Source organism: Hymenobacter norwichensis DSM 15439 (assembly GCF_000420705.1).
Lineage (GTDB): Bacteria > Bacteroidota > Bacteroidia > Cytophagales > Hymenobacteraceae > Hymenobacter > Hymenobacter norwichensis.
This window is the reverse complement of sequence record NZ_ATVL01000009.1, coordinates 210,698-233,400: the sequence shown is the minus strand read 5'-3', so window position 1 is coordinate 233,400 and position 22,703 is coordinate 210,698. Positions and strand designations below refer to the sequence as shown.

16 protein-coding genes are annotated in these 22,703 nt (G+C 55.6%); 11 read left to right on the top strand and 5 right to left on the bottom strand.

Translation table 11 applies throughout. From position 1 onward, the window contains the following. Positions 1 to 6 precede the first annotated feature (6 nt). The 3 genes from G536_RS0115925 to dnaB all read right to left on the bottom strand — a co-directional run bounded on the left by G536_RS0115925 (position 7) and on the right by dnaB (position 4,782). The gene (locus tag G536_RS0115925; RefSeq protein WP_022824603.1) at positions 7 to 2,634 is read right to left on the bottom strand and encodes a TonB-dependent receptor; all 2,628 of its coding nucleotides are present in this window, start codon (positions 2,632 to 2,634) and stop codon (positions 7 to 9) included. 95 nt (positions 2,635 to 2,729) lie between these two features. Further along, positions 2,730 to 3,086 (bottom strand): winged helix-turn-helix domain-containing protein, encoded by a 357-nt coding sequence (locus G536_RS0115920; RefSeq protein ID WP_071837754.1) that lies wholly within the window; start codon positions 3,084 to 3,086, stop codon positions 2,730 to 2,732. A gap of 88 nt (positions 3,087 to 3,174) precedes the next feature. Beyond that, on the bottom strand, positions 3,175 to 4,782 hold the full coding sequence (gene dnaB, locus G536_RS28270; protein ID WP_033370437.1) for a replicative DNA helicase: 1,608 nt from the start codon (positions 4,780 to 4,782) through the stop codon (positions 3,175 to 3,177). Positions 4,783 to 5,128: 346 nt separating this feature from the next. Between dnaB and G536_RS0115910 the strand changes: the two genes are divergently transcribed. Both G536_RS0115910 and G536_RS0115905 read left to right on the top strand, forming a co-directional pair. Then, positions 5,129 to 6,517: a UDP-N-acetylmuramate--L-alanine ligase gene (locus G536_RS0115910; protein WP_022824600.1), complete on the top strand. Its 1,389-nt coding sequence runs from the start codon at positions 5,129 to 5,131 to the stop codon at positions 6,515 to 6,517. A gap of 94 nt (positions 6,518 to 6,611) precedes the next feature. Beyond that, entirely contained in the window at positions 6,612 to 7,310 is a 699-nt protein-coding gene (locus tag G536_RS0115905) for an alpha/beta fold hydrolase (protein ID WP_033370436.1), read from the top strand. Positions 7,311 to 7,480: 170 nt separating this feature from the next. On the opposite strand, the gene G536_RS0115895 is transcribed toward G536_RS0115905, so the two are convergent. Continuing rightward, positions 7,481 to 8,044: a hypothetical protein gene (locus G536_RS0115895; RefSeq protein WP_157530679.1), complete on the bottom strand. Its 564-nt coding sequence runs from the start codon at positions 8,042 to 8,044 to the stop codon at positions 7,481 to 7,483. 26 nt (positions 8,045 to 8,070) lie between these two features. Then, a complete protein-coding gene (locus G536_RS0115890; RefSeq protein ID WP_022824596.1) occupies positions 8,071 to 8,862 on the bottom strand; it encodes a M48 family metallopeptidase in 792 nt (263 codons plus the stop codon). A gap of 297 nt (positions 8,863 to 9,159) precedes the next feature. Between G536_RS0115890 and G536_RS0115885 the strand changes: the two genes are divergently transcribed. The 9 genes from G536_RS0115885 to G536_RS0115845 all read left to right on the top strand — a co-directional run bounded on the left by G536_RS0115885 (position 9,160) and on the right by G536_RS0115845 (position 22,618). Further along, the gene (locus tag G536_RS0115885) at positions 9,160 to 9,774 is read left to right on the top strand and encodes a fumarylacetoacetate hydrolase family protein (RefSeq protein WP_022824595.1); all 615 of its coding nucleotides are present in this window, start codon (positions 9,160 to 9,162) and stop codon (positions 9,772 to 9,774) included. Positions 9,775 to 10,002: 228 nt separating this feature from the next. After that, positions 10,003 to 12,006: a M23 family metallopeptidase gene (locus G536_RS28265; protein ID WP_084708655.1), complete on the top strand. Its 2,004-nt coding sequence runs from the start codon at positions 10,003 to 10,005 to the stop codon at positions 12,004 to 12,006. Between the two features lie 87 nt (positions 12,007 to 12,093). After that, positions 12,094 to 14,427 (top strand): S9 family peptidase, encoded by a 2,334-nt coding sequence (locus tag G536_RS0115875; protein WP_022824593.1) that lies wholly within the window; start codon positions 12,094 to 12,096, stop codon positions 14,425 to 14,427. Between the two features lie 114 nt (positions 14,428 to 14,541). Beyond that, on the top strand, positions 14,542 to 15,117 hold the full coding sequence (locus G536_RS28260; RefSeq protein WP_022824592.1) for a lipocalin family protein: 576 nt from the start codon (positions 14,542 to 14,544) through the stop codon (positions 15,115 to 15,117). 585 nt (positions 15,118 to 15,702) lie between these two features. Beyond that, positions 15,703 to 18,795, top strand: coding sequence for a T9SS C-terminal target domain-containing protein (locus tag G536_RS0115865; protein ID WP_022824591.1), 3,093 nt, complete (start codon positions 15,703 to 15,705; stop codon positions 18,793 to 18,795). 41 nt (positions 18,796 to 18,836) lie between these two features. After that, entirely contained in the window at positions 18,837 to 19,808 is a 972-nt protein-coding gene (locus G536_RS0115860; RefSeq protein WP_022824590.1) for a PorP/SprF family type IX secretion system membrane protein, read from the top strand. A 96-nt stretch (positions 19,809 to 19,904) separates the two neighbouring features. After that, positions 19,905 to 20,354, top strand: a complete 450-nt coding sequence (gene bcp / locus G536_RS0115855; protein WP_022824589.1) for a thioredoxin-dependent thiol peroxidase — start codon at positions 19,905 to 19,907, stop codon at positions 20,352 to 20,354. 138 nt (positions 20,355 to 20,492) lie between these two features. Continuing rightward, the gene (locus G536_RS0115850; protein WP_033370365.1) at positions 20,493 to 21,896 is read left to right on the top strand and encodes a vWA domain-containing protein; all 1,404 of its coding nucleotides are present in this window, start codon (positions 20,493 to 20,495) and stop codon (positions 21,894 to 21,896) included. Further along, positions 21,893 to 22,618 (top strand): phytanoyl-CoA dioxygenase family protein, encoded by a 726-nt coding sequence (locus tag G536_RS0115845; protein ID WP_022824587.1) that lies wholly within the window; start codon positions 21,893 to 21,895, stop codon positions 22,616 to 22,618. Before G536_RS0115850 ends, G536_RS0115845 begins: the two co-directional genes overlap by 4 nt. The last annotated feature ends 85 nt before the right edge of the window (positions 22,619 to 22,703 follow it).

The window sequence follows — 22,703 nt, the reverse complement described above, 5'->3', positions numbered from 1 at the left end:
CTGAACCTACAGCCCGTAGGTCACCTGCAAATAGTATAGGCCGCCAATACTGGGGCCGCCTAGGTAGCTCACATAGTAGTCGTTGAGCAGGTTGCTGGCACCTAGCTTGAAGCGCAGATTGGGGGCGGGTATGGTGTAGCTAAGTTGGGCGTCGAGGGTGTGGTAGGCGGGCACGTAGCCGTTCACTAGGAAGGTTTGGGAGTAGTAGCGCGCCTGCCAGCGGTAGTTCAGCCCGAAGCCGAAATTCCTGTATGCCTTTTCGTTGCCCGCACTCAGGTTGTAGGCCCAGCGCGGCGTGTTGAACCCGTCTTCTAGTCCGTCGCCGGATTCGGTGCGGTCGAGGCGGGTGTAGGTGACGCTGGCGCCGGCTAGGTAACCGCCGGCCACGTCGTAGCGCAGGCCTAGGGAGCCGCCGTAGTTGTACACCTGGCTTTGCGAGTTGGTCCAGAGGCGGTAGCGGGCTTGACCAGTGCGGGCGTTCAGGGCGGTGGCAATGGTGTTGAGGTCGGTGCCGAGGTTGAGGGGCTGGCCGGTACTGGTTTGGGGCACGTAGGCTTCCACCTGCGCAATAAAGTCGCGGTAGGTGTTGTAGTAGAAATCCACATCGGCCAGCAGCCGGCCATCGGGCAGCAGCGCCGCCTTGTACCCTACTTCCAACGACTTGATGTGCTCCGGCTTGAGGTAAGTGTACGGCGTTTTCACCAGCTGATTCTGGTTGTTGGCAATGGCCTGCGCCAGGGTTTGGCCGTTGGTGTTTCGGTCGCGCGTTACGGCCGTGTTGAAGGCATCAATGGAGCTGCGCAAATAGCTATTCTCAAACACTCCATCCGACATCACCCGGAGCCCGCCAATCCGCTTCACCTGCCCACTGTTCACGTTGGAAAAGCCTTCAAACAAGCTCGGAAACCGGTAGCCGCTCTGGTAGCTCACCCGGAAATTGTGCTGCCGCGTGGGCGAGTACACCGCCGTAAAGCGCGGGTTAAACCGCATGCTGAAGTAGTCGTTTTTGTCAGCGCGGAGCGTGGCCGTGAGTCGGATTCGCTCGTCGAGCAGCCGGGCGCCAGCTTGCACGAAGCCGCCGGTTTTGCTGTAGGTGAGATTGTCGCGGAGCGGGTCTTTGCCGCTTTCAGGATTGATGAAGTAGTTACCGTCGGGCTGGATGATGTAGGTGCGGTGGTCGGCGCCGGCCAGCAGGTCGAGCGTGGCGGGCCAGACGGTGCCGTTGCGGCGCAATGCTTCGGCAATGTTCACCTGGCCTTCGGCGTGCACCAAATCGGCCTTCACCCGCAAAGCTGCCCCGGCGTCCCAGTTGTTGATGCCAGCCAGTTCCTCAAGGCGCTGCTCGAACTCGGGGGTGCCGGGCTGCAAGCGGCCAGCATCGGCAGCGGCGCGGGCCGTGGCGTGGGCTTGCGCTACGGTCTGGCCGTTGGCGGTGGCGGTATTCCAGGCGGCGGTGTACTCCTGGTTCCAGAGGGCATCGGGCTTGTAGCTGCGGTCCAGGTTTTCGGCCGCGGAGCGCAGGTTGTAGCTCTTGCCGGTGTTTTCGGTGGTGAGGTAGGCGCGGGCTTGCACCACCGGCGTGGTCAGCTGCACGGCGTGCTGCTGGAGGTGGTAGTCTTCTAGCCGAAACCGGTTGGAGCGTTGGTACACGTTGTCGAGCACGGTGCCGCGGTAGGTGTAGGCCAGTTCGGCGCTAGCACCCAGCTTGTAGTGCAACGCCGCATCGTACTTGATGGTTTGCAGGTGGTAGTCCACTACATCTTGCTCGTTGTAGCCAGTGCGGGCCACTGAGTAACTCTTGCCGCCCAGCGTGAGCGTGCTCCGGTTCGATGACTCATTGCCGTAGCGGTTCACCGGGTCACGCGCGGGGTTGTCCGCGCCGAACAGGCCGGTGGTGGCGTTGCCATTGGGGTTCAGCTCGGTCTGGTCGTTGGCAATCCAGTCGTAGCCGCGCAGGTAGGTGCCGTTCACCTTGAAGGCCAGCTTGGGCGTCAGCACTTTGGCGTAGCGCACACTAGTTTCCGAGAATAGCTTCACGTTGCTGTTGGGGTCGCCCACATGGTTGACGCCGGTTTTTTGCTGTACGCTCAGCCCCTCACTCCGAAACGGGTTGCGGGTACTGAAATTGGCTAGTCCGTTGATGGCGTTCAGCCCGTAGAGCGCAGCCGCCGTACCTGGCACAATTTCCACCGTACTAATGTCCAGGTCACTCGGCCCTAACACGTTGCCAATCGGCCCGCCAATATGGGGCGCTTGGTTGTCGATACCATCTACGAGCTGCGCAAACCGCACGTTGGTGGTATTGGTGAAGCCCCGGGCATTTATCACCTTGAAGCTCAGACTAGGCGTAATCACCTGTACGCCTTTTAGGTGCTCAATGGCATCAAAAAACGAAGGCGCCGGCGTAAGCCGCAGCTGCCGCGCGTTCAGCTTCTCCACTGTCACCGGCGACTGCAAAAAGCTCTCCTCTACCTTGGAGGCAGCCACCACCACCTCCCCTAGCGCTACTTTCTGGCGCGTAGTATCGGCAGGCAGTTGGGTGCGTGCTGGCTTCTGCGCTAGCGCTAGCATGGGCTTCGAAAGCAACGGCAACAAGATGAATAGCAGCCTGGCGCGGTAGGTAGAGTTGGTCATGCAAGTCGTTATATTCTTTCAAATATAACGTTGGGACCTGCAAATTGTTAGCACTTGCTTTTTAGTGGCCTTCCCTCTCGAGGCCCGCGTGTGCTTTACAGCAGCCGTGCCTCCTCGGCGCGCAAAAACGCCTGAAACCGTTCTTGCAGCGCTTGAAACTCCTGGATCATCTGCTGCCCTTCGGCAGTTACTTCGGCTCCCCCACCCCGCTTGCCTCCGGCCTGCGTGCTCACCAGCGGCCTCCCCGACTGCGCGTTCAACGAACTCACCAAGTCCCAAGCCCGCTTATATGACATGCCCATCTGCTGCGCTGCCTTGGAAATCGAGCCCTGCGCCTGGATCTGGGTCAGTAGCTCCAGCCGCCCAATGCCCATATACCGGTCGTCGTTGGTTTCCACCCACAAGCGGCCGTTGAGGCGAAAGTTCAGGCCGGGGCGTAACAGGTGTTTCATGCGGGGCAAGTTGGTGCGGCAATGTTTGATTTCGAAGTAAAACAAAAAAGCGCCAGACGTTGCCATCTGACGCTTTCAAAACTAAACCTTAAAACGGCGGCGGACCGTCGTCGAAGTTGCTGCGGGGGAAGGGCTGGGCGGGCGGCGGAGCGTCGTTGTTGATGCGGGAGCCGAGCCGGATGGTGTTGGGGGCGAAGGCCGAGGGGTCTTCATCGAAGGTGCTGCTAGGGAAGGCCCCGGTATTGAAGCTGCCCGCGTCGCCGAAGCCCCCCGCGCCGTCAAGGTCAGCAAACTTGGTGAACTTACCGATGAACTTGAGCTGCACGGTTTCGAGGGAACCATTCCGGTGTTTAGCAATGATAACCTCGCCGGTACCCTGGGTGGGGTTGCCCATTTCGTCCTCCGTAATCTTATAGTATTCAGGCCGGTACAAGAAGATAACCATGTCGGCATCCTGCTCGATAGAACCCGATTCCCGAAGGTCACTCAGCTGTGGCTTCTTGTCGCCGCCGCGGGTTTCCACCGAGCGAGAAAGCTGCGACAGGGCCAAGACCGGCACGTTCAATTCTTTGGCAATACCTTTAAGCGCCCGCGAAATACTGGCAATTTCCTGTTCGCGGTTGCCACCGCCCTTGCCGTCGGTGTTGCCAGTCATCAGCTGCAAGTAGTCGATGATAATCATCGAAATATCGTGGTGCGCTTTCAGGCGGCGGCACTTGGTACGCAGTTCCCGAATACTCAGGCCCGGCGTATCATCAATGTAGATGGGCGCCGACGACAAAGCCGAAATTTTGTGGTTGAGTTGAGCCCACTCGTAGTCGGCTAGGTTACCCTTCTTGATCTTCTCGGAATCCAGCTCAGCCTCCGCCGAAATCAAACGGTTCACGAGCTGCAACGACGACATTTCCAGCGAGAAGATGGCTACCGGCTTCTTGAATTCCACCGCTGCATTGCGCATCGCCGACACTACGAAAGCGGTTTTACCCATGCCGGGCCGGGCCGCAATAATAACCAGGTCAGAGGGTTGCCAGCCGCTGGTTACCCGGTCCAGGGCCGAGAAGCCAGATGGTACGCCGGTGAGGCCATCCTTTTGGTTTTTCTTTTCTTCCAGCTCCTTGATGGCCTTGCCCATCAGGCTGCGCATGTCGTCGAAGTTCTTACGAATGTTCGATTCAGATACTTCAAAAAGGGCCTGCTCAGTGTTATCAAGCAGGTTGAATACGTCGGTGGTATCCTCGAAAGCGTCGCGCTGAATGGTACTGGCAATGTTGATCAGCTCCCGCTTGATGGCGTTTTCGGTGATGATACGGGCGTGGTACTCCACGTTGGCCGCCGAGTTGACCTTGAACGTGAGGTTGGCCACGTAGTGCGCCCCACCGGCGGCTTCCAGCTCGCCCATCTCCCGCAGCTCGTGCGTAACCGTCAGAATGTCAATCGGCTCCGACTTATCGAACAGGTTGAGGATGGCTTTGAAGATGCGTTGGTGCCCGTCTTTGTAGAAACTGCGTTCCTTGAGAATGTCGATTACAGTGGTGAGGGCGTCTTTTTCGAGCATAAGCGCGCCCAGTACTGCTGCTTCCAGCTCCAGCGCCTGGGGCGGCAGCTTACCGGCCGGGCCACCCGCTGGAACCACCGCCGGGCGGCTGTTCCAAGCGGCTTTGGCGCGCGAGGCCGATAATTTTAAACGGTCATCCATCCGGTCATTCATCACGTGGGTCAGTACTACAAGGTAAGCAGGTTCGAGCAGTTTTCGGTAGGCGCTACTTAAGGGTTGCGCTTCTTTATAACTCCACTTCTCACCCAATATTTTTCAAAGGGGCACAAAGCTAACGGCTGCGCCCTACAATCCGGAAGCGTGCCGAAAGGTTTCTTTTGGTTGGTCGTTGGCGGTGGATTGTTGATTGGTGGTGGGCGAATAAAAATTGATATTCAGCAATCCGCACACCAACAATTAGCCATTACCAGTCACCAATCGGCCGCTACCAATCAACAATCAGCGCATCAATGTACCTTTGCCGCCCGCTTTCCTTCCTCCTGCCTGAATGACTGTTTCCCTAACTTCCTCCTTACAGCGCCTCCACCTGATTGCCGTCGGGGGAAGCATTATGCACAACCTAGCGTTGGCCCTGCACCAGCGCGGCGCCCAGGTCACGGGCTCCGACGACGAAATATTCGAGCCCGCCAAAAGCCGCTTGCAGGCGGCCGAGCTGCTACCGGCGCAGGAAGGCTGGTTTCCTGAAAAAATCAGCGCCGACCTCGACGCTGTGATTGTGGGCATGCATGCTCGCCCCGATAATCCCGAGCTGCTACGGGCGCAGGAGCTCGGGCTACGGGTGTACTCATTTCCAGAGTTCATCTACGAGGCATCTAAGGACAAGCAGCGGGTGGTAATCGGCGGCTCACATGGCAAAACCAGTATTACCTCCCTGATTCTGCACGTGTTGCGCTACCAAGGTCGCAAGTTCGATTACGCAGTAGGGGCCCAGTTGGAGGGGTTTGATTTAATGGTGCAACTCACCGAGGATGCGCCCATTATCATCATCGAGGGCGACGAGTATCTGTCTTCCCCCATCGACCGGCGGCCGAAATTCCACTTGTACCAGCACCATATCGGGGTAATTTCCGGTATCAGCTGGGACCATATCAACGTGTTTCCAAACGAGGAAATATACCGGGAGCAGTTCAAGATTTTTGCGGAGATGACGCCTAAAGCCGGCACCCTCATCTACGACCAGGACGACGAGCAGGTGCAACTTGTAACGGTACCCAGCCACCCCGATGTGCACTACATCGGCTATGGCCCGCATGAACACGTTATCAAGGATGGCAAAACGTTTTTGCTGAATAAGAAAGACGAGAAAGTGCCAGTACAGGTGTTTGGCGAACATAACCTACGCAATATTTCGGCGGCTAAGGAGGTGTGCAAGCAGCTAGGCATCAAGGCTAAGTCGTTTTATGAGGCGCTGGCTACGTTTAAAGGCGCGGCGCGGCGGCTGGAAAAGGTGGCCGAAGGAACGGGCTCGGTGGTGTATAAGGACTTTGCTCATGCTCCTAGCAAGCTGAAAGCCACCGCTACTGCCTTCAAGAAGCAGTTTCCGAAGCGGCGGCTGGTGGCTTGCTTGGAGCTGCACACGTTCAGCAGCCTCAACCCAGCCTTTCTACCCCAGTACGCTCACACCTTTGATGCACCCGATGTGGCGGTAGTGTATTTCAACCCGCAGGTGCTGGAACACAAGCGTTTGGCCCCGCTAGCCCCCGAGCAGGTAGCGCAGGCGTTTGGCCGCTCCGATTTGCAGGTGTTCACCGACAGCAAGCAGCTAGCAGATTTTTTACAGCAGCAGAACTGGCAGAACGCTAACCTATTGATGATGTCGTCGGGTACGTTTGATGGCCTGGACCTGAAGCAGTTAGCCCAAGAAGTGGTGCAATAGCGCTTATTCCTTAGTGCCTAGTGCGTAGTATTTAGGTTGTTCTAGCAACAGTTTGCAAGCACGACCTAAGCACTACGTACTGAAAACCAATTATATGAAACAACATTTGCTTTTGCTGCATGGCGCGCTGGCAACGGAAGCCCAGCTGAAGCCGCTGGCGCGTGAGTTGTCGGCGTTTTACCACGTGCATACGTTTTCATTCAGCGGGCACGCGGGCCAGCCGCTAAATACCGCCACGTTTTCGATGCCAAACTTTGCGCAGCAGGTGACGCAATACATTGAAACGCAAAGTCTAACGGCGGTACACTTGTTTGGCTACAGCATGGGCGGCTATGCGGCCTTGGTAGCAGCGCTGGCGCTACCTACTATTATCCGAAGCGTTACTACGCTGGGCACTAAGCTCGACTGGTCGCCGGCCACGGCCGCGCTGGAAAACCGCTTTCTGGACCCCGATAAAATGCGAGAGAAAGTCCCTGAGTTTGCCGCGCACCTAGAGCAGCTGCACACCCCTACTCCCCTACCCGACTTGCTAACCGCTATTGCTGCTATGTTGCGCGGTCTTGGCTCCCGGCCGCTACTCACCACCGAGAACCTGGCCACGCTCAATACACCCGTACAGATTATGGTAGGCGAGCTAGACAAAACCACTGGCGTAGATGCTGCCCGCCGCTTCGCCGACCATATGCCCCATGCCACCTTCGAGATACTGATGAACACGCCGCACCCATTGGAACGCGTCAATCCAGACTTACTGGTGAGCCGAATTGCCCGTTTCATTGAAACGGCGGCTTAAGTTTTAACTTCCAACCAATAAAAAAGCCCGCCTTCTGGCGGGCTTTTTCTACTTTTCAGGGTCAGGCGCTTTCGGAACTGGCTCGGGTTTCGGGCGCCGCCGGTCGGTGGTGAGCAGCAAGGCCAGGGCCGTGAGCGAAAGGCGCATAATCCATTTACGACTCAGCATAACTAACGCGAAAACAAAGTATTACCTTCCTGAATGCGTAGGTCGCAACTGCTGCCGCCGGTGTTTTCCTCGCAGGTTGTCCCTACAATGTCGTTGTTCTCGAAATTGAAGAAGCAGAACGTGCAGCCCACCCCCGTAATAACGTAGCGTGAGGCGTTGGACCGCAACGAAAGCTCCTTATCAGAAACCAGAGTCAGGGGTACGGCCATACCCCGGAACATGCCGTTGCGCAACCCCAACCCTACCAGGTAGTACGAAGCCGGGTCTTTGGGGTCGCCCTGCACTTTGCGCACCATTGTTTTGTCGATGGTGGTGCCGTCGCCGAACTGCCTATTAAAGGCCAGCGCTAGCTGCTCGCGGGGCACCAAGTATTTGATGAGGCCCTTCTCACCCACCGAAGCCACTACCTTGCTGACTGCTTCCTGTTTGCGGCTGCTCATGTCGCTCTTATCGGGCGAAGTGAATTCGGGAATACCTTTTTTGGAAGTCTCACAGGCTGATAAGCCCGTAACCACTAACGCAATAGCCAGTACCAGGCGTGAGCAGGAACGCAGAGAAGTCATCATGCCGAAAGGTAGCACGCGCAGCCGAGTTATGGCTTATAGTATTTGCGCGCTTCCGGTAATTCGCGCTGAATTGCCGCTACCCGCGTACCGTTGGAAGGGTGAGTTGAAAGAAATTCCGGTGGTGAGGCAGCATTTTCGCGAGCGTCCATGCGCTGCCAGAAATCCACGGCCTTATCAGGGTTATAGCCCGCCATAGCCATAAAAATTAGGCCCAGGTGGTCAGCCTCCGACTCCTGGCTGCGGCCGTATTTCAATAGTCCTAGCTGTGAGCCTAAGCCTACGGCCTGCAAAAACACGTTCTGGCTGAGCGTTGGCGTCTGCCCCACAGCAGTTGACACTACGCCACCCACCGTTTGCGCGGCCTGCTGCTGGCTGGCTCGCTCCGAGCTGTGCCGGGCTACAGCGTGCGCAATTTCGTGGCCCATAACTACGGCCAGGCCGGTTTCGTCTTGGGTGATAGGCAGAATGCCAGTGTACACAGCCACTTTGCCGCCAGGCATGCACCAGGCGTTTTCCTGCTTGTCGTCAATGAGGTTGAACTCCCAGGCATAACCTTCCAGCTGGCTGGATTGGTTTTGCTGGCGGAAGTAGGTTTCCACGGCCTGCTGAATCCGCTGGCCCACGCGCTTCACCATAGCAGCCTGCGCACCACTACTAATTACTTTGCTGGAAGCCAGTACTTTCTGGTACTCAGTAACCGCCATAGCATTCATCTCGGCATCGGAAACCAAGCTGAGCTGGCGGCGGCCGGTAATCGGAACAGTAGTGCAGCCGGCGGCCACTAGCAAGCAGCTGGCTAAGGCAAATTTTTTAAGCATGGCGAAGAAACTTTGGAGAGAAAAGTATGGGAGCGGAAAGCGGATTGAAGCAAGCAAACAGAGCCGGCTACTACAGCCCCTACCTATACGATAAGAGGTAGGAAAAATGTTTGGGGCCACCTTTTTCAACAGCCGATATGCGTGCTTTCCGGTAATTTTTCATTTCCGGGCCGCGAATTAAGCGCTAATTTTGGCTATCCTGCCAGCCCGTTAGGGCCTCGATCCTCCGCAAGCAGTGCGCCTCTGGCCGCCCATCTCCAACTTATTTACCCGGTCCCCAGCCGCTACGCCTTCCTCATGAAAATCCTCTGCATCGGCCGCAACTACGCCGACCATATTGCCGAACTGCAAAACGAGACGCCCGACGCGCCCGTCATTTTCTCCAAGCCCGATACGGCTTTGCTCCAGCGTAATCAGCCGTTTTTCTACCCCGATTTCTCGCAGGACATCCACCACGAAATCGAGTTGGTGCTGCGCATCTGCAAGAATGGCAAGAACATCGAGCCCAAGTTTGCCCACACCTATTATGATGCCATCGGCTTGGGTATCGACTTCACGGCCCGCGACTTGCAAAGCAAGCTCAAAGGCAAAGGCTTGCCCTGGGAACTAGCTAAAGGCTTCGACGGCTCGGCCCCGCTCGGCGAAACGTTCAAACCCGTCACCGACTTCCCCGACCTCAAGGACATCAACTTCCGGCTGGAAGTGAACGGCGAGGTGCGCCAGCAGGGCAACTCCAGTTTGATGATGCACGACTTTAGTGCCATCATCAGCTACATTTCCAAGTTCATCACCCTGAAAATGGGCGACTTAATCTTTACAGGCACCCCGAGTGGCGTAGGCCCCGTGAAGATTGGCGACCAGCTCACGGGCTACATAGGCGACGAAAAAATGCTGGACTTAGCCGTCAAGTAATCGTCTGAACTATGCTTGGCCACTTAGCCGCTTTGTTTTTTTGAGTTAGCGAGACGCAGTTTTTGCGGTATTCATCGTTGGCCTGTGGTATGGTGGCAGTTTAGCAAAGCTACTTCTGGCGCCCAACTGTTTTTTTCTTTCTTGTAAATACCAGCGAATCAACCTCGACGGCAACGGCACTATGCTGGTTTCCGCCCTGGTTTTCGTTGTAGTTGATTGATTTTGCGAATGCCCGATGTGTTGAATGCGCCCTCAAGGCGGCTGTTGAGTGTGGCCCTGCTTCCGCTGTTATTATTGGTTTTGGGGTTGCAGCCGGCTTCCTGCGGCGGCCAAGAAACCGACTCGCTCAGCCAAAACCCGCCACCACCCGCCGGCCCGCGGCCCGCAGTGCCTGATGGCTACTTCCTGTTTCCCATCAAGCCTGGTAAGCCCAACTTCCTGACTGGTAGCATGGGCGAGCTGCGCCCCAACCACTTCCACGGCGGCCTCGACATCAAGACCGATGGCCGGGTGGATTTGCCGGTGTACGCGGCCGCCGACGGCTACGTGTCGCGGCTCAAGCAAAGCAGCTACGGCTACGGCAACGTGCTCTACATCACCCACCCCAACGGGCTAACCACGGTGTACGGCCACCTCAACCACTTCAAAGGAGCCCCAGCCGACGAGTTGCTACGCCAGCAATACGCCAAGCAGACCTATGAACTAGAGCTGTTTTTCGACAAGAACCAGTTTCCGGTGAAGCGTGGCGACGTGGTGGCCTTATCGGGCAATACCGGCGGCTCGGCGGGGCCGCACTTGCACTGGGAAGTGCGCGACGCCAAAGACAACCAACTGAACCCCTTGCAGTTCGGGGGCTTCCCCGAAATTCAGGACCATGTGGCGCCGCAGTTGCAGGCGTTTGCGGTGGAAGCCTTGGGTATTGAAGCGCGGGTGTTGGGCAAGTTCGGCAAGTCGGTATTCGTGCCGAAAGCCCCTGCGCTGCCCAACGGCGGTGGCAACGTGTGGGCCGATACCATTCCGGCTTTCGGCACGGTAGGTTTTCTGGTGCAGGCCTTCGACCGGTTTGATGGGGCCTGGAACAAGAACGGGCTGCAACGGGTGGAAGTGCGCGTAAACGGCACGCCCATTTACAAGCACGTAGTAGATGATATTCCGTTTCCCGAAGGCTCGCGCCAAATCAACCGCCACACCGATTACGAATGGCGCTTCACCCAAGGGCGGCTGTTTGAAAAGCTGTTCGTGGACGACGGCAACGACCTGACTATGTACACCACCGGCCCCGGAAAAGGCCGCTTACAGGTAGAAGATGGCAAACTGTACGCCGTGGAAGTTCTGCTGGCCGACTCGTACGGCAACACCACGCCGCTGCGGTTTGTGCTGCGCGGGCAACAGCCGGTGTACACCAAAACCCGCTCGGCGCTTGTGAAAAAGCCCGATTTGCGCTACGAAATCAGCCGCAACCTGCTGGTAGCCACCGCCGCCGACACTGATACGGCTGCCACTAGCGGCCCATTGACGCTGTTCAAAGGCAACCGCCGCCTCACGCTGCGGCCTAGCTACACCGTACTTAGCGCAGCTACCTACCTCTACGACCTGCGCGCCGGCCTTCCCGACTCCATGCAGTTTGGTGGCATCACCAAGCGCTTCGACCGGCAGGCACTCATCCCCTCGGGCCGCGATTTCACCTTCACCACCAGCCATTTACAGCTCAACTTCGGCCGCGCAACGCTGTTCGATACGCTGTATGTGCAAACCGGCTATAAGGCAGGTATCTGGACCGTGCACCTGCCCCGCACGCCGCTGTATCAGCCCCTGCGCCTGACGCTGAAGCCCGAAACTGAAGTAGCCGATCAAGCCCGTACCGCTATTTACAGCGTGACGGCCAACGGCGGCCGCGCTTACGTGGGCGGCAAATGGGACGGCAACGCTATTTCGGCCCCTATCAAAGCCTTCGGGCAGTTCAAGCTGTACACCGACGTGACGCCTCCCTCGGCACGGCTGCTACGCAAAGGCCCAGCCGGAGTGGCGTTCAAGGTTGGAGATGATATGTCGGGGCTGGCCAGCTACAAGCTGGAGGTGAACGGCCAGTTTCATCTGCTGCGCTTCGAGCACAAAAACGCCCTGCTCTTCTCGGAGTCAACCGACAAGGTTGGGCCTCCGTTGCGCGGCCCTGCTACCCTCTACCTGCGCGACCAGGCGGGCAACGAGGCAGCTATTCATGTGGTGCTGTAAGGCGGATTCACCCGCTGAATATAGTGGCGTAATTCGTAATATCGTCCACGCAACTCTTTGACTTTTAGCCGGCTCTTCGCCACTTCTATGTACAAGTTCTCACTGGCCTTTGCTGTGGCGGCCTCCCTCGTTTCGGTGGCTACGGCCCAGCAGCAGCCCATTCTTACAGCTCAGGATTACGCCCGGGCCGAGCAATTCATGGGTTACAACACCCAGACGCTGGTTGATGGCAGTGCCGGTCAGCCGCACTGGCTGAATAATGACCGGTTTTGGTACCGCGTCATGACGGCCAAGGGCAGCGAGTTTGTGCTGGTGGACCCGGCCCGCAAAATCCGCACCGCCGCTTTCGACCACAGCCGGCTGGCTACGGCCCTCTCGACGGCCAGTGGCAAAACCTACGAGGCCAGCCGGCTCCCGTTTCGCAGCTTCATGTTTTCGCCCGATGAGAAGGTGATTTTCTTTGAGGCTAACGGCAAGAACTGGCAGTACAACCTGGCCAGCAATCAGGTAACGCCTGACAGCACGCCCGCGCCGGCCGCTAACCCCAACGCCGGCAACGAAATCACGTCGCCCAATGGGCAACTGGCGGCCTACATTCAAGAGTATAACCTATGGGTGCGCAACACTAGCACCAACCAGAAAACCCAACTCACCACCGACGGGGTACTGAACTACGGCTACGCAACCGACAACGCCGGTTGGAAATCCAGCAACCGGCCTGTGCTACGCTGGTCGCCCGACTCGCGTAAGATTGCCACGTTCCGGCAAGACCAGCGCGCCGTGGGCGACATGTACCTGGTCAGCACCAACATCGGCCACCCCACCCTGAAAGCGTGGAAATATCCGCTGCCCGGCGACAAGGACATTGCCATGATAGAGCGGGTGATTGTGGAAGTGAACAAACCGAAAGTGGTGCGCCTGCAAACCCCACCCGACCCGCACCGCGGCACGCTCTCCGACGATATTTCCAGCAGCGGCACCTTTGATGATGTGGACTGGAGTCCCGATGCCAACCAACTAGCTTTCGTATCAACGTCGCGCGACCATAAAAAGGAGCAGCTACGCATTGCCGACGCCACTACTGGTGCTGTGCGGGACGTGTTTTCGGAGACGGTAGCTACGCAGTACGAGTCGGGCCAAGACGCTATCAACTGGCGCTACCTGCCCAAAACAAAGGAGGTTATCTGGTACTCAGAGCGCGACAACTGGGGCCACCTCTATCTATATGATGCCGGCAGCGGCAAGGTAAAAAACCAGATTACTAAGGGTAATTTCGTGGTAACGCAGCTGCTGGAAGTGGACGAGCAAAAGCGCCAACTGTACTTTCTGGCGGGCGGGCGTGAGCAAGGCAATCCGTATTTCAGCCGCCTGTACCGGATTGGCATGGATGGCAAGAACCTGAAGCTCCTCACCCCGGAAGCCGGCAACCACCAAGTAATGCTGGCCCCCTCGGGCCGCTATTTTCTCGATAATTACTCGCAGCCCGACCGGCCTGGCGCTACTGTGTTGCGCTCCATGGATGGTAAGCTAGTATCGACGCTAGAGAAAACCGACATTTCGCGCCTCACCGCCTCTGGCTGGAAGGCCCCTACCTCCATTACGGTGAAAGCCGCCGACGGCCAGACGGATCTTTACGGCTTGCTGTTTACGCCTACCACGCTCGACCCTACTCGCAAGTACCCAATTATCAACTACATCTATCCAGGTCCGCAGGGCGGTGGTGTGGGCAGCTGGTCGTTTTCGGCGGCGCGCGGCGACCATCAGGCTCTAGCCGAACTGGGGTTTGTGGTAGTGGTGATTGAAGGCAGCTGTAACCCGCTCCGCTCCAAGAGCTACCACGATGCCTGCTACGGCAACATGGCCGAGAATACGCTTTCCGATCAGGTGAGCGGCATGCGGCAACTAGCTCAGAAATATCCTTACATCGACCTGGAGCGGGCTGGTATCTGGGGGCACTCGGGCGGCGGCTACGCCACGGCGGCGGCCATGTTCCGCTACCCCGATTTCTTTAAAGTGGGCATTTCCGAATCAGGCAACCACGAAAACCGCAACTACGAGGACGACTGGGCTGAGCGCTACATCGGCCTGCTGCAAACCAACCCCGACGGCACCACCAACTACGATAATCAGGCCAACGCCACCTTCGCTAAAAACCTGAAAGGCAAGCTAATGCTGGCCCACGGCCTAATGGATAACAACGTGCCGCCCTACAATACATTTCTGGTGGTAGAAGCCCTTACCAAGGCCAATAAGAGCTACGACCTAGTAGTATTCCCGAATGCTACGCACGGTTTTGGGGCTTACTCGCCCTACATGACGCGCCGCCGCTGGGACTATTTCGTACAGCACCTGGCTGGGGCCCATCCGCCCCACGACTACGAGATGAAACCTAAGGCGGACCCGCGTAATTCCATGCAGTAAGCACGAAACAAGGAGGAGCTTGCTCTACGCGGTATCGGGGCCGGAGGACGTGTGATATTTACATCCTCTGGCCCCGATACCGCGTAGAGCAAGCTCCTCCTTACTTTTTCTGCTATGCCCAACGTCATTAAAACTCGTAAGCCTGTTTTGTTTGCTACGGCCGTGGCCGCAGTAGCTACCTGCGTAGCTGCCTACGGCTATCTGCGCCGCAAGCTTTATGCGCCATTGGCCACAGTGCCGCATGTCAACCTGCATAAGTATAGCGGCCTATGGTACGAAGTTGCCCGGCTGCCCATTCGCTACGAGAAAGGCTGCCAGCACGTAACGGCCAAATACAAACTCCGCCCCGATGGTAAGGTGAGCGTGCTCAACACCTGCCATCAAGAAGGAATCGACGGGCCAGTTGAAACTGCCAAGGGCGTGGCCCGCGCCTTGGACAGTACCAACGCCAAGTTGAAAGTCAGCTTTTTCTGGCCCTTCGAAGGTGACTATTGGATTCTTGACCTTGATGAATCCGATTATCGTTACGCGCTAGTAGGCACTCCGAGCCGCGAAAACCTATGGATTCTGAGTCGTACCCCGCACCTAGAGCGCACCTTGCGCGATATGCTAGTGGGCAAAGCACACGAATTAGGCTTCCCAATTGAGAAGCTGTTGTTCACTCCTCAGCCCATAGCTGACAAGCCATAAGGGCTTCTGCGCATATTTCTATTTCCAATATTCCCGGCAGCAAGAGCTTATGGCTTTAGCAGCTAAATAATCTGATGGACTTTATTTACGACATTTCATTCCAGCCTAAATACTACCTAAATCAGGGTCTCGCTCATTTACACAATCATCAGTATTTACTCTTGAGCAAGGGACTATACTCTAAATTATACTTTTCATTTACTTATAATTATTAAAAGCTATTCTTAGATCAATTACATGAAAAGCCAATATGGAGAATACAGTATAACGAAACCATTATTCACCGCTCTATATCTCTTATTTTATTGCATTTGCCAAGAAATCATAAGTACGTAACTTTACGTGCACTGGCGTCGGCAACATTGCCTTTTACCTTGATTACTTCGCAGGCACTGTGTATCTCATCAGTATATTCTGCCTTTTCATGCTATGACTATACTTCTATCAGGCAAGATAAAGTCCTCTTTATCCATTGCGTTGATTTTTGCCTTATATCCCACTCATAGCAATGCGCGCCAGTGGTGTATGAAGCTTTCATGCTTGCTTTTGCTTTGGAGCAGCTTGCTTGCATTTAGTGGTGCGGTCGTGGCGCAGTCCAATCGGTTTGTAACCCGTGACGACTTCAACCAGGTGCAAAAGAACACGGCTAAGTCGGGGAACGTCATACTTAATGATAGCAACCCCGATAATCTGCCTAACGCAGCCTTTGTAGTTACGCTTGGCAGCGGACCTGCTAACGGCATACTTACCAATTTCAATGCCGATGGTAGCTACGTATATACGCCCAACCCGGGTTACCTGGGCTCCGACAGCTTCACGTACAGCATCTGCCAACTTGGTTCCTTACCTGCCTGCTCCAACACCTCAACCGTGAACCTGAACGTGTATGACCCTAACGTGGTATGCACCCGTGGCACCGGCCAGAACTTGTTGCGTAATCCCAGCTTCACGCAGGGCAACACTGGCTTTTCTACTAGCTACAATTTCGTTGCCACTCCCACTGCCAACCCAAGCCTTTATCAGGAGGGCACTTACGCAGTTGGCAGTAATTCCACTACTTATCATAACAACTTTATTGGGACGGGCCGAACAGGGCCAACTGATATGTTTATGATGGTGAACGGGGCGGCGGCTCTGGAAGGCGTGTATTCGCAAACCATAACTGTGCTACCCAACAGGTATTATTCGTTTTCCGCGTATGCGGCCAGTCTCAACAACGGTATTCCGGCGCAGCTAGGGCTAGTAGTGGATGGCAAATCCACGTCGGTGGTGACTACGCTACCCACCACGCCAGGGCAGTACGTGCAGTTTTCAGACCTCTACTTCTCAGGACCTGGCCCAGCGGGCGGCTTTCCGATAACTATTGAAATCCGGGACGTCAATAAAGTAGCCGTTGGCAACGATTTTGGCCTTGATGACGTGTATTTCGGCTCGTGTAGCTCATTTTTGCTAGCCGACACCAAAAACACCCCAGCGGTACCCGATATAGCGGTACCAGCCGCCATAATTCCACTAAGTGCCACCATCAACGTAGGCGGTAGTGTGGGAGTCACAGTGGCTTCGTTCGTGGTGCAAAGCCTACCCGCTACCGGCGTTTTACGCTATAATGGTGCGCCAGTAGCTATAAATCAAATTATTCCAGTGGCTAGCGTTGGCAGCCTGAACAGCGGTGGCAACCTCACTTACACGCCCGTGGGCGGTTGCGCAGGTACTACCACCTCCTTTACTTACACCGCCCTCGACAGCGACGGTACCGGCTCCGACAATATAGCAACCTATACTATTCCAGTAACTCCTATTGCTGCTCCGGTCATCCGCATGCCGGTAAGCGGCCCGGTTTGCCCCGGCACGCAAATTCCGTTGAGCGCTGGCATTCGGCAAAGCTTTCGGCCTGGCTTTCTATTCACTTGGTACAATGGCACTACCGTAGTCAACGGAGCCGGTAGCATACTCAATGACAGCATATTTGTAGCTTCTGTTCCGGGTACATACACAGTAAAAGTTCAGTGGGCCAGCTGCTCGGTTACCTCCAGCGCCGTAACATTGACAGTTCTTCCCCTCCTTGCGGCAGGCACTATTGGCTCTAGCCAGACGGTTTGTGCAAACACTCCTGCGGCTACGTTAACTAGCACTGCTGCGGCAAGCGGGGGCACGGGCAACTACGCTTATCAGTGGGAATCATCTGTAAATAATGTTACCTGGGCATCCATTGCTGGGGCAACAGGTGCCAACTACACGCCAGGAAACTTAGCTACCACCACCTATTTCCGGCGGCAGGTCACGTCTGGCACTGGCTCATGTGCTACCGCCTATGCTAACCCCATAGTGCTAACCATATTGCCAGCACTAACCCCCGGCAGCATCAGCGGCGACCAAACCATCTGCGCGGCCTCATCTCCTGTGGCATTTACTAGTGTGGCCAGCGCCAATGGAGGCAGCGGTACTTTACTTTATCAGTGGGAGTCATCAATTGATAACATCACTTGGAATGACATTGCGGGTGCAACGCTCATAACCTATGCTCCAGGGCCTCTTGCCACCACCACGTATTTTCGGCGGCGTGCTGATTCTACTATGGGTACCTGTCAGGCGGCATTCTCGAACCCAATAGTGGTGCGCGTACAGACCCCGTTGACGGTGGGTGTAGCACTATCGGCACCACCGGCCCAATGCGCTGGTACGGTCCTCACCTTTGCTCCTACCTCCACTAATGCCGGCCCGGTGCCAACTTACAAATGGTTTGTAAATAATACCCCAGTAGCCTCTACCGCTACCTACACCAGCAGCACCCTAGCCAACGGCGACCAGGTTCGGGTGGAAATAACCCCAACGGTCGGGTTCTGTGCCACGGGCATAGCCACAGCCACAGCCATTGTTGAGCTTACCCCTTCTCTGCTACCAAACCTTACCATCCAGAGTCAGCAAGAGTTACCTGTTTGCCCTGGCACAGCCCTAACTTTTTTAGTGGCTCAGGCGACGAACATGGGGTTGGCGCCACAGTACCAGTGGCTGGTAGATGGCGTTGAGGTAGCTGGGGCTACGGGCGCTACCTTTACTAGCAGCACCCTGCGCAATGATCAACAAGTGACGCTTAAACTGCGCACCACCACCAACTGCAACCAGCCAGCTACCACTATTTCTAATCTGGTAAGAATTGAAATCAGCCAGTTAGTAAAAGTAAATGCTGGGCCAAACAAGGAAATCGAGGAAGGCCAGGAAGTGGTGCTGGAAGGCTCTATCGATTTGAATTACCCGGTCACTTGGAGTCCGGCGCAAGGTTTGACCTTCGTGAACGGCAACCGCCTCCGCCCCATTGCAGCTCCCACTATTACCACAGTATATACGCTGTCGGCAGGGCCAGCTGGCTGCCAAGACGTAAGCCAGGTAACAGTGAAGGTAAAGCAACGCCCACTCATCCGTATTCCTAACGCCTTCAGCCCAAATGGCGACGGCCAGGACGACACTTGGGAAATAGACCGGATTGGTGATTTCACTGGCAATGCCGTGACGGTGTTCAACCGCTGGGGCAACCAAGTATTTAAGACCACTAACTATAGCCGTACCAACGAGTGGAACGGCCATATTAATGGGCAACCAGCTCCATTAGGCACTTATTACTATGTCATTACGCTGGGAAGCGGACGCACCTATAGCGGCTCACTTACGGTAGTGTACTAACAGCCCCTCTTTTCTTTGTATCGTTGGTAGCAGGGTTTTACATGAAAAAATTTATACAGCAGCTGGTTCTTATTGGGGCGCTGGCCGCATTTGCGAACCGGCCAGCCCAGGCGCAACAGCAAGCGCAATACAGCCAATACATGAACAACAATTACATCCTTAACCCAGCCGTAGCAGGTACCGAGGATGTAGTGGACATCAAGCTCAGCTACCGTACGCAATGGACCGGGTTGGAAGGCGCCCCCAAAACCTACTATGCCAGCGCCCACTCATCACTGGGCCGACAGCAGAAATCCAAGCAAAACATGCACGGCTGGCGGCGAGGATTCCATGCATTGGGCACCATTTTATATAACGATGTAACTGGTCCTACCAGCCGGGCCGGTGTGTATGGTTCCTACGCCTATAACATTGCCCTGACCCGTACCATGCGGGCTGCATTGGGCTTGTCGGCTGGAATGCAGCAATTCGCCATCGACGGTCAGCAGTTGCGGTTTCACGACCCCAACAACCACCCAGGCAGCCAAGTGGCACGAGTGCCAGACGCCACAGTGGGCTTGTGGGTATATAGCCCAAATTTCTATGCGGGTGTCTCGGCTGCACAATTATTTGGCAACCAGTTGGACTTCTCCTATGCCCAAGTTAATCGTCTGGCTCCCGCTAACTCCTTGAAACGACACTACTTCGTTACGGGGGGCCTGCGGTTACCGCTCAGTTCCAACTGGGTGTTGGTACCATCGGTGCTGGTGAAGTCGGTGCAGCCGGCGCCTGTCTCCATTGACTTGAATGCCAAGCTGAAATACCGTGACCTGATCTGGGTGGGTGGCTCACTTCGGGCGTTTGACGCGGCAGTAGCCTTGGTAGGACTTAACCTCAACGAGAACACTAGTTTGAGCTATTCCTACGATGCTGGTACCTCGAAGCTGGCTGGCTACCACTGGGGCAGCCATGAAGTGCTGCTGGGATTGCGGCTGAAAAAAACGCAGGTGGTTTGCCCGCAGCGGTTTTGGTAGGCTACGTCTAGCTTCGTGCTGTTGGGTTACAGGCTTTGGCACTCCACAGCGGATAACATTTAACTTCGCGTCAGTCACAACGTCCTTAACCTTCCTATGCCACTCCCCCAAACCGGCGACATTGCCCCCAATTTCACTGCCCAGGATCAAAACGGTACCACTCATACCCTCGCCGATTATCGCGGCCGTCGAGTGGCCTTGTACTTCTACCCCAAAGACGACACTTCCGGCTGCACTGCTCAGGCCTGCGACCTGCGCGACAATTACCAAAGCCTACTAGCAGCCGGCGTTCAAGTGCTAGGCGTGAGTATTGACAGCGAAAAGTCGCACCAAAAATTTGCTACCAAGTACGACCTGCCTTTTCCATTGCTTGTCGATGAAGACAAAAAGATAGTGCAGGATTACGGTGTGTGGCAGGAAAAATCGATGTACGGCCGCAAATACATGGGAACTATGCGCTACACCTTCCTGATTGATGCGGACGGTAAAATCGAGCGGGTAATTACCAAAGTCGATACTAAAAACCACGCGTCTCAGTTACTGTAATTCGCTGGTTTGCTATAGCCGCAGCCATACATACAAAGTACTAATTGCTATTCGTTGTAGGCTTAGTTTGAATTCAACCAACGTATTAAGTGGCACTTCTGCTTTAATAGTAGACTTGCCACAGGAGCCTTGTTATCTATGCGTCGTCTGGTGGTGGTTTTGTGTTGGATTGTTGGGTTGGCTGTTGGCATGGCCGCGCCAGGGTACGCCCAAAACGTAGCTCCCGAGAAGCCCCGCGTTACCCGGATCCTATTCTTGCTAGATGCCTCCGGTTCGATGCTAGCTCCTTGGGAAGGCCAAGCTCGCATGGATGTAGCTAAAAGCCTGTTGGCCAAGATGGTGGACTCGCTGAATGCCTACCCGAATCTAGAATTGGGGCTGCGTGCTTATGGCCATTTGCACGATAAATCGGAAAACAACTGCGAAGATTCCAAGCTGGAAGTGCCCTTCGCACCAAAAAACGCAGCGGCTATTAAAAACCGGCTGAAAACCATTGTGCCGCAGGGTAACACGCCCATTACGTACTCCTTGCTACAATCAGCCGGCGACTTTCCCACCGATAAAACTGCCCGTAACGTTCTGATTCTGATAACTGACGGGCTGGAATCATGCAAAGGCGACCCGTGCGCTACTTCGGTGGCGTTGCAGCGTAAGCGGGTGTTTCTGAAGCCGTTTGTTATTGGAATCGGGGCTGAGCGGGAATTTGGCAAGCAGCTAGAATGCCTGGGCCATTACTACAATGCGGCCGATGTGAAGACGTTCCGCACGATTCTTAACGACGTAGTAGCCCAGACGCTGGCCAAGACCACCGTGGCCATCAACCTGACCGACGAAGCAGGCAAGCCCGTGGAATCCAACGTGAACATGACGTTCATCAATAACATCACCGCGCAGCCCGAGTACAATTATGTACACTACCGCGACGCCCAAGGCAAGCCCGACGCCCTCGATATCGATGCGCTACAGAGCTACGACCTAGTTATCAATACGGTACCACCAGTACGGCAAGAGAACCTGCAAATCAGGCCCGGTAAAAACAACATATTAACTTACAAGACACCACAAGGCACACTGTGGCTACAAAGCCCGAACCTGACGGCTAATCCGTATGGTACAGTGCAGGCTGTTATCCGGCAGGCGGGTAAAGACAATACTTTGCTGGCGTTGCCGTTTGGAGCACGGCAGAAACTACTGGCCGGTAACTACGAGGTGGAACTGCTGACGCTGCCGCGCCAAATCCGGCGCATTACCGTCAAACAGGGCCAGGAAACCACAGTTACATACCCCGCTCCCGGTATGCTCAATATCATTTCCGACCTGAAAGGCTACGGCAGCGTCTACCGCCTCAACGACGACGAAAGCCAGACGTGGGTCTATAATCTGCCCGACGGAAGCAGCAGTAAAGTGAACGTTGCGATGCAGCCAGGAGCGTACCGGCTGATATTCCGTACCAAAAACGCCATCGGCAGCAAATTCACCGATGTGCGCAACTTCACCATCCGGAGCGGGCAAACTAGTTCCGTTAGCATCTTCGGAAAATGAGCCATGTGATGCGGCAGGCGGTACAAGAACTGCAAGAAAACGGTTTTGCTACCCTGACCAGCATTTTTTCCATATCAGAAATAGCGGCCATCTTGAGCACGGTAGAAGCGGCCGACACCACCTCCGTTAACTTCCGGCGCAGCCAGGATGTATTTGCTATTCGCAACCTATTAGGAGAAATTCCGGCGCTACGAGAACAGCTATTGACTCCGACCATGCGTCAATTGCTGGCAGCGCTTTTTCCTGATGCTACGCCGCACCTAACAAAAGCTATTTATTTCGATAAACCAGCCGGCTCTAATTGGTTGGTGGCTTGGCATCAGGACGTAATGATAGCCGTAAATCGTCGGCTGAACTTACCTGGCTATGGTCCCTGGACAACCAAGCAAGGCGAAGTGGCCGTGCTGCCGCCGCGCCAGATTTTAGAAAGCATCATCACCGTTCGGCTGCACCTCGATGATTGTGATGCCAGCAATGGCGCGCTGAAAGTAGTACCCGGCTCCCACCGGCATGGTGTAATTGCCAACAACGATTTGCTGGCTCATACTTCCCGTCGCGTAACCTGCCCGGTACTAGCTGGCGGCGCCATGCTGATGCAGCCCCTTACGCTGCATGCCTCTAACCGCAGCACCAGTGCCCGACCACGCCGCGTGATTCATTTAGAATTCAGTACCGCTGAATTACCGGTAGAGCTGGAATGGCGCGAGCGAGCAAAAGTGTAGCCCGCCACTTAGAAAATGCTCGTCACACTCAGGCCGACAGAGTAGCCGCCGAAGAAACATCGGTACTCTTTCAATATCTCTGTCA

Excerpts from the sequence above, each read along its gene's own strand:
- G536_RS0115850 (WP_033370365.1), top strand. The coding sequence starts at position 20,493 with ATGCGTCGTCTGGTGGTGGTTTTGTGTTGGATTGTTGGGTTGGCTGTT.
- G536_RS0115905 (WP_033370436.1), top strand. The coding sequence starts at position 6,612 with ATGAAACAACATTTGCTTTTGCTGCATGGCGCGCTGGCAACGGAAGCC.
- G536_RS0115895 (WP_157530679.1), bottom strand. The coding sequence starts at position 8,044 with ATGATGACTTCTCTGCGTTCCTGCTCACGCCTGGTACTGGCTATTGCG.
- G536_RS0115890 (WP_022824596.1), bottom strand. The coding sequence starts at position 8,862 with ATGCTTAAAAAATTTGCCTTAGCCAGCTGCTTGCTAGTGGCCGCCGGC.
- bcp (WP_022824589.1), top strand. The coding sequence starts at position 19,905 with ATGCCACTCCCCCAAACCGGCGACATTGCCCCCAATTTCACTGCCCAG.
- G536_RS0115875 (WP_022824593.1), top strand. The coding sequence starts at position 12,094 with ATGTACAAGTTCTCACTGGCCTTTGCTGTGGCGGCCTCCCTCGTTTCG.
- G536_RS0115860 (WP_022824590.1), top strand. The coding sequence starts at position 18,837 with ATGAAAAAATTTATACAGCAGCTGGTTCTTATTGGGGCGCTGGCCGCA.
- G536_RS28265 (WP_084708655.1), top strand. The coding sequence starts at position 10,003 with ATGCCCGATGTGTTGAATGCGCCCTCAAGGCGGCTGTTGAGTGTGGCC.
- G536_RS0115885 (WP_022824595.1), top strand. The coding sequence starts at position 9,160 with ATGAAAATCCTCTGCATCGGCCGCAACTACGCCGACCATATTGCCGAA.
- G536_RS0115910 (WP_022824600.1), top strand. The coding sequence starts at position 5,129 with ATGACTGTTTCCCTAACTTCCTCCTTACAGCGCCTCCACCTGATTGCC.
- dnaB (WP_033370437.1), bottom strand. The coding sequence starts at position 4,782 with ATGGATGACCGTTTAAAATTATCGGCCTCGCGCGCCAAAGCCGCTTGG.
- G536_RS0115925 (WP_022824603.1), bottom strand. The coding sequence starts at position 2,634 with ATGACCAACTCTACCTACCGCGCCAGGCTGCTATTCATCTTGTTGCCG.
- G536_RS28260 (WP_022824592.1), top strand. The coding sequence starts at position 14,542 with ATGCCCAACGTCATTAAAACTCGTAAGCCTGTTTTGTTTGCTACGGCC.
- G536_RS0115845 (WP_022824587.1), top strand. The coding sequence starts at position 21,893 with ATGAGCCATGTGATGCGGCAGGCGGTACAAGAACTGCAAGAAAACGGT.
- G536_RS0115920 (WP_071837754.1), bottom strand. The coding sequence starts at position 3,086 with ATGAAACACCTGTTACGCCCCGGCCTGAACTTTCGCCTCAACGGCCGC.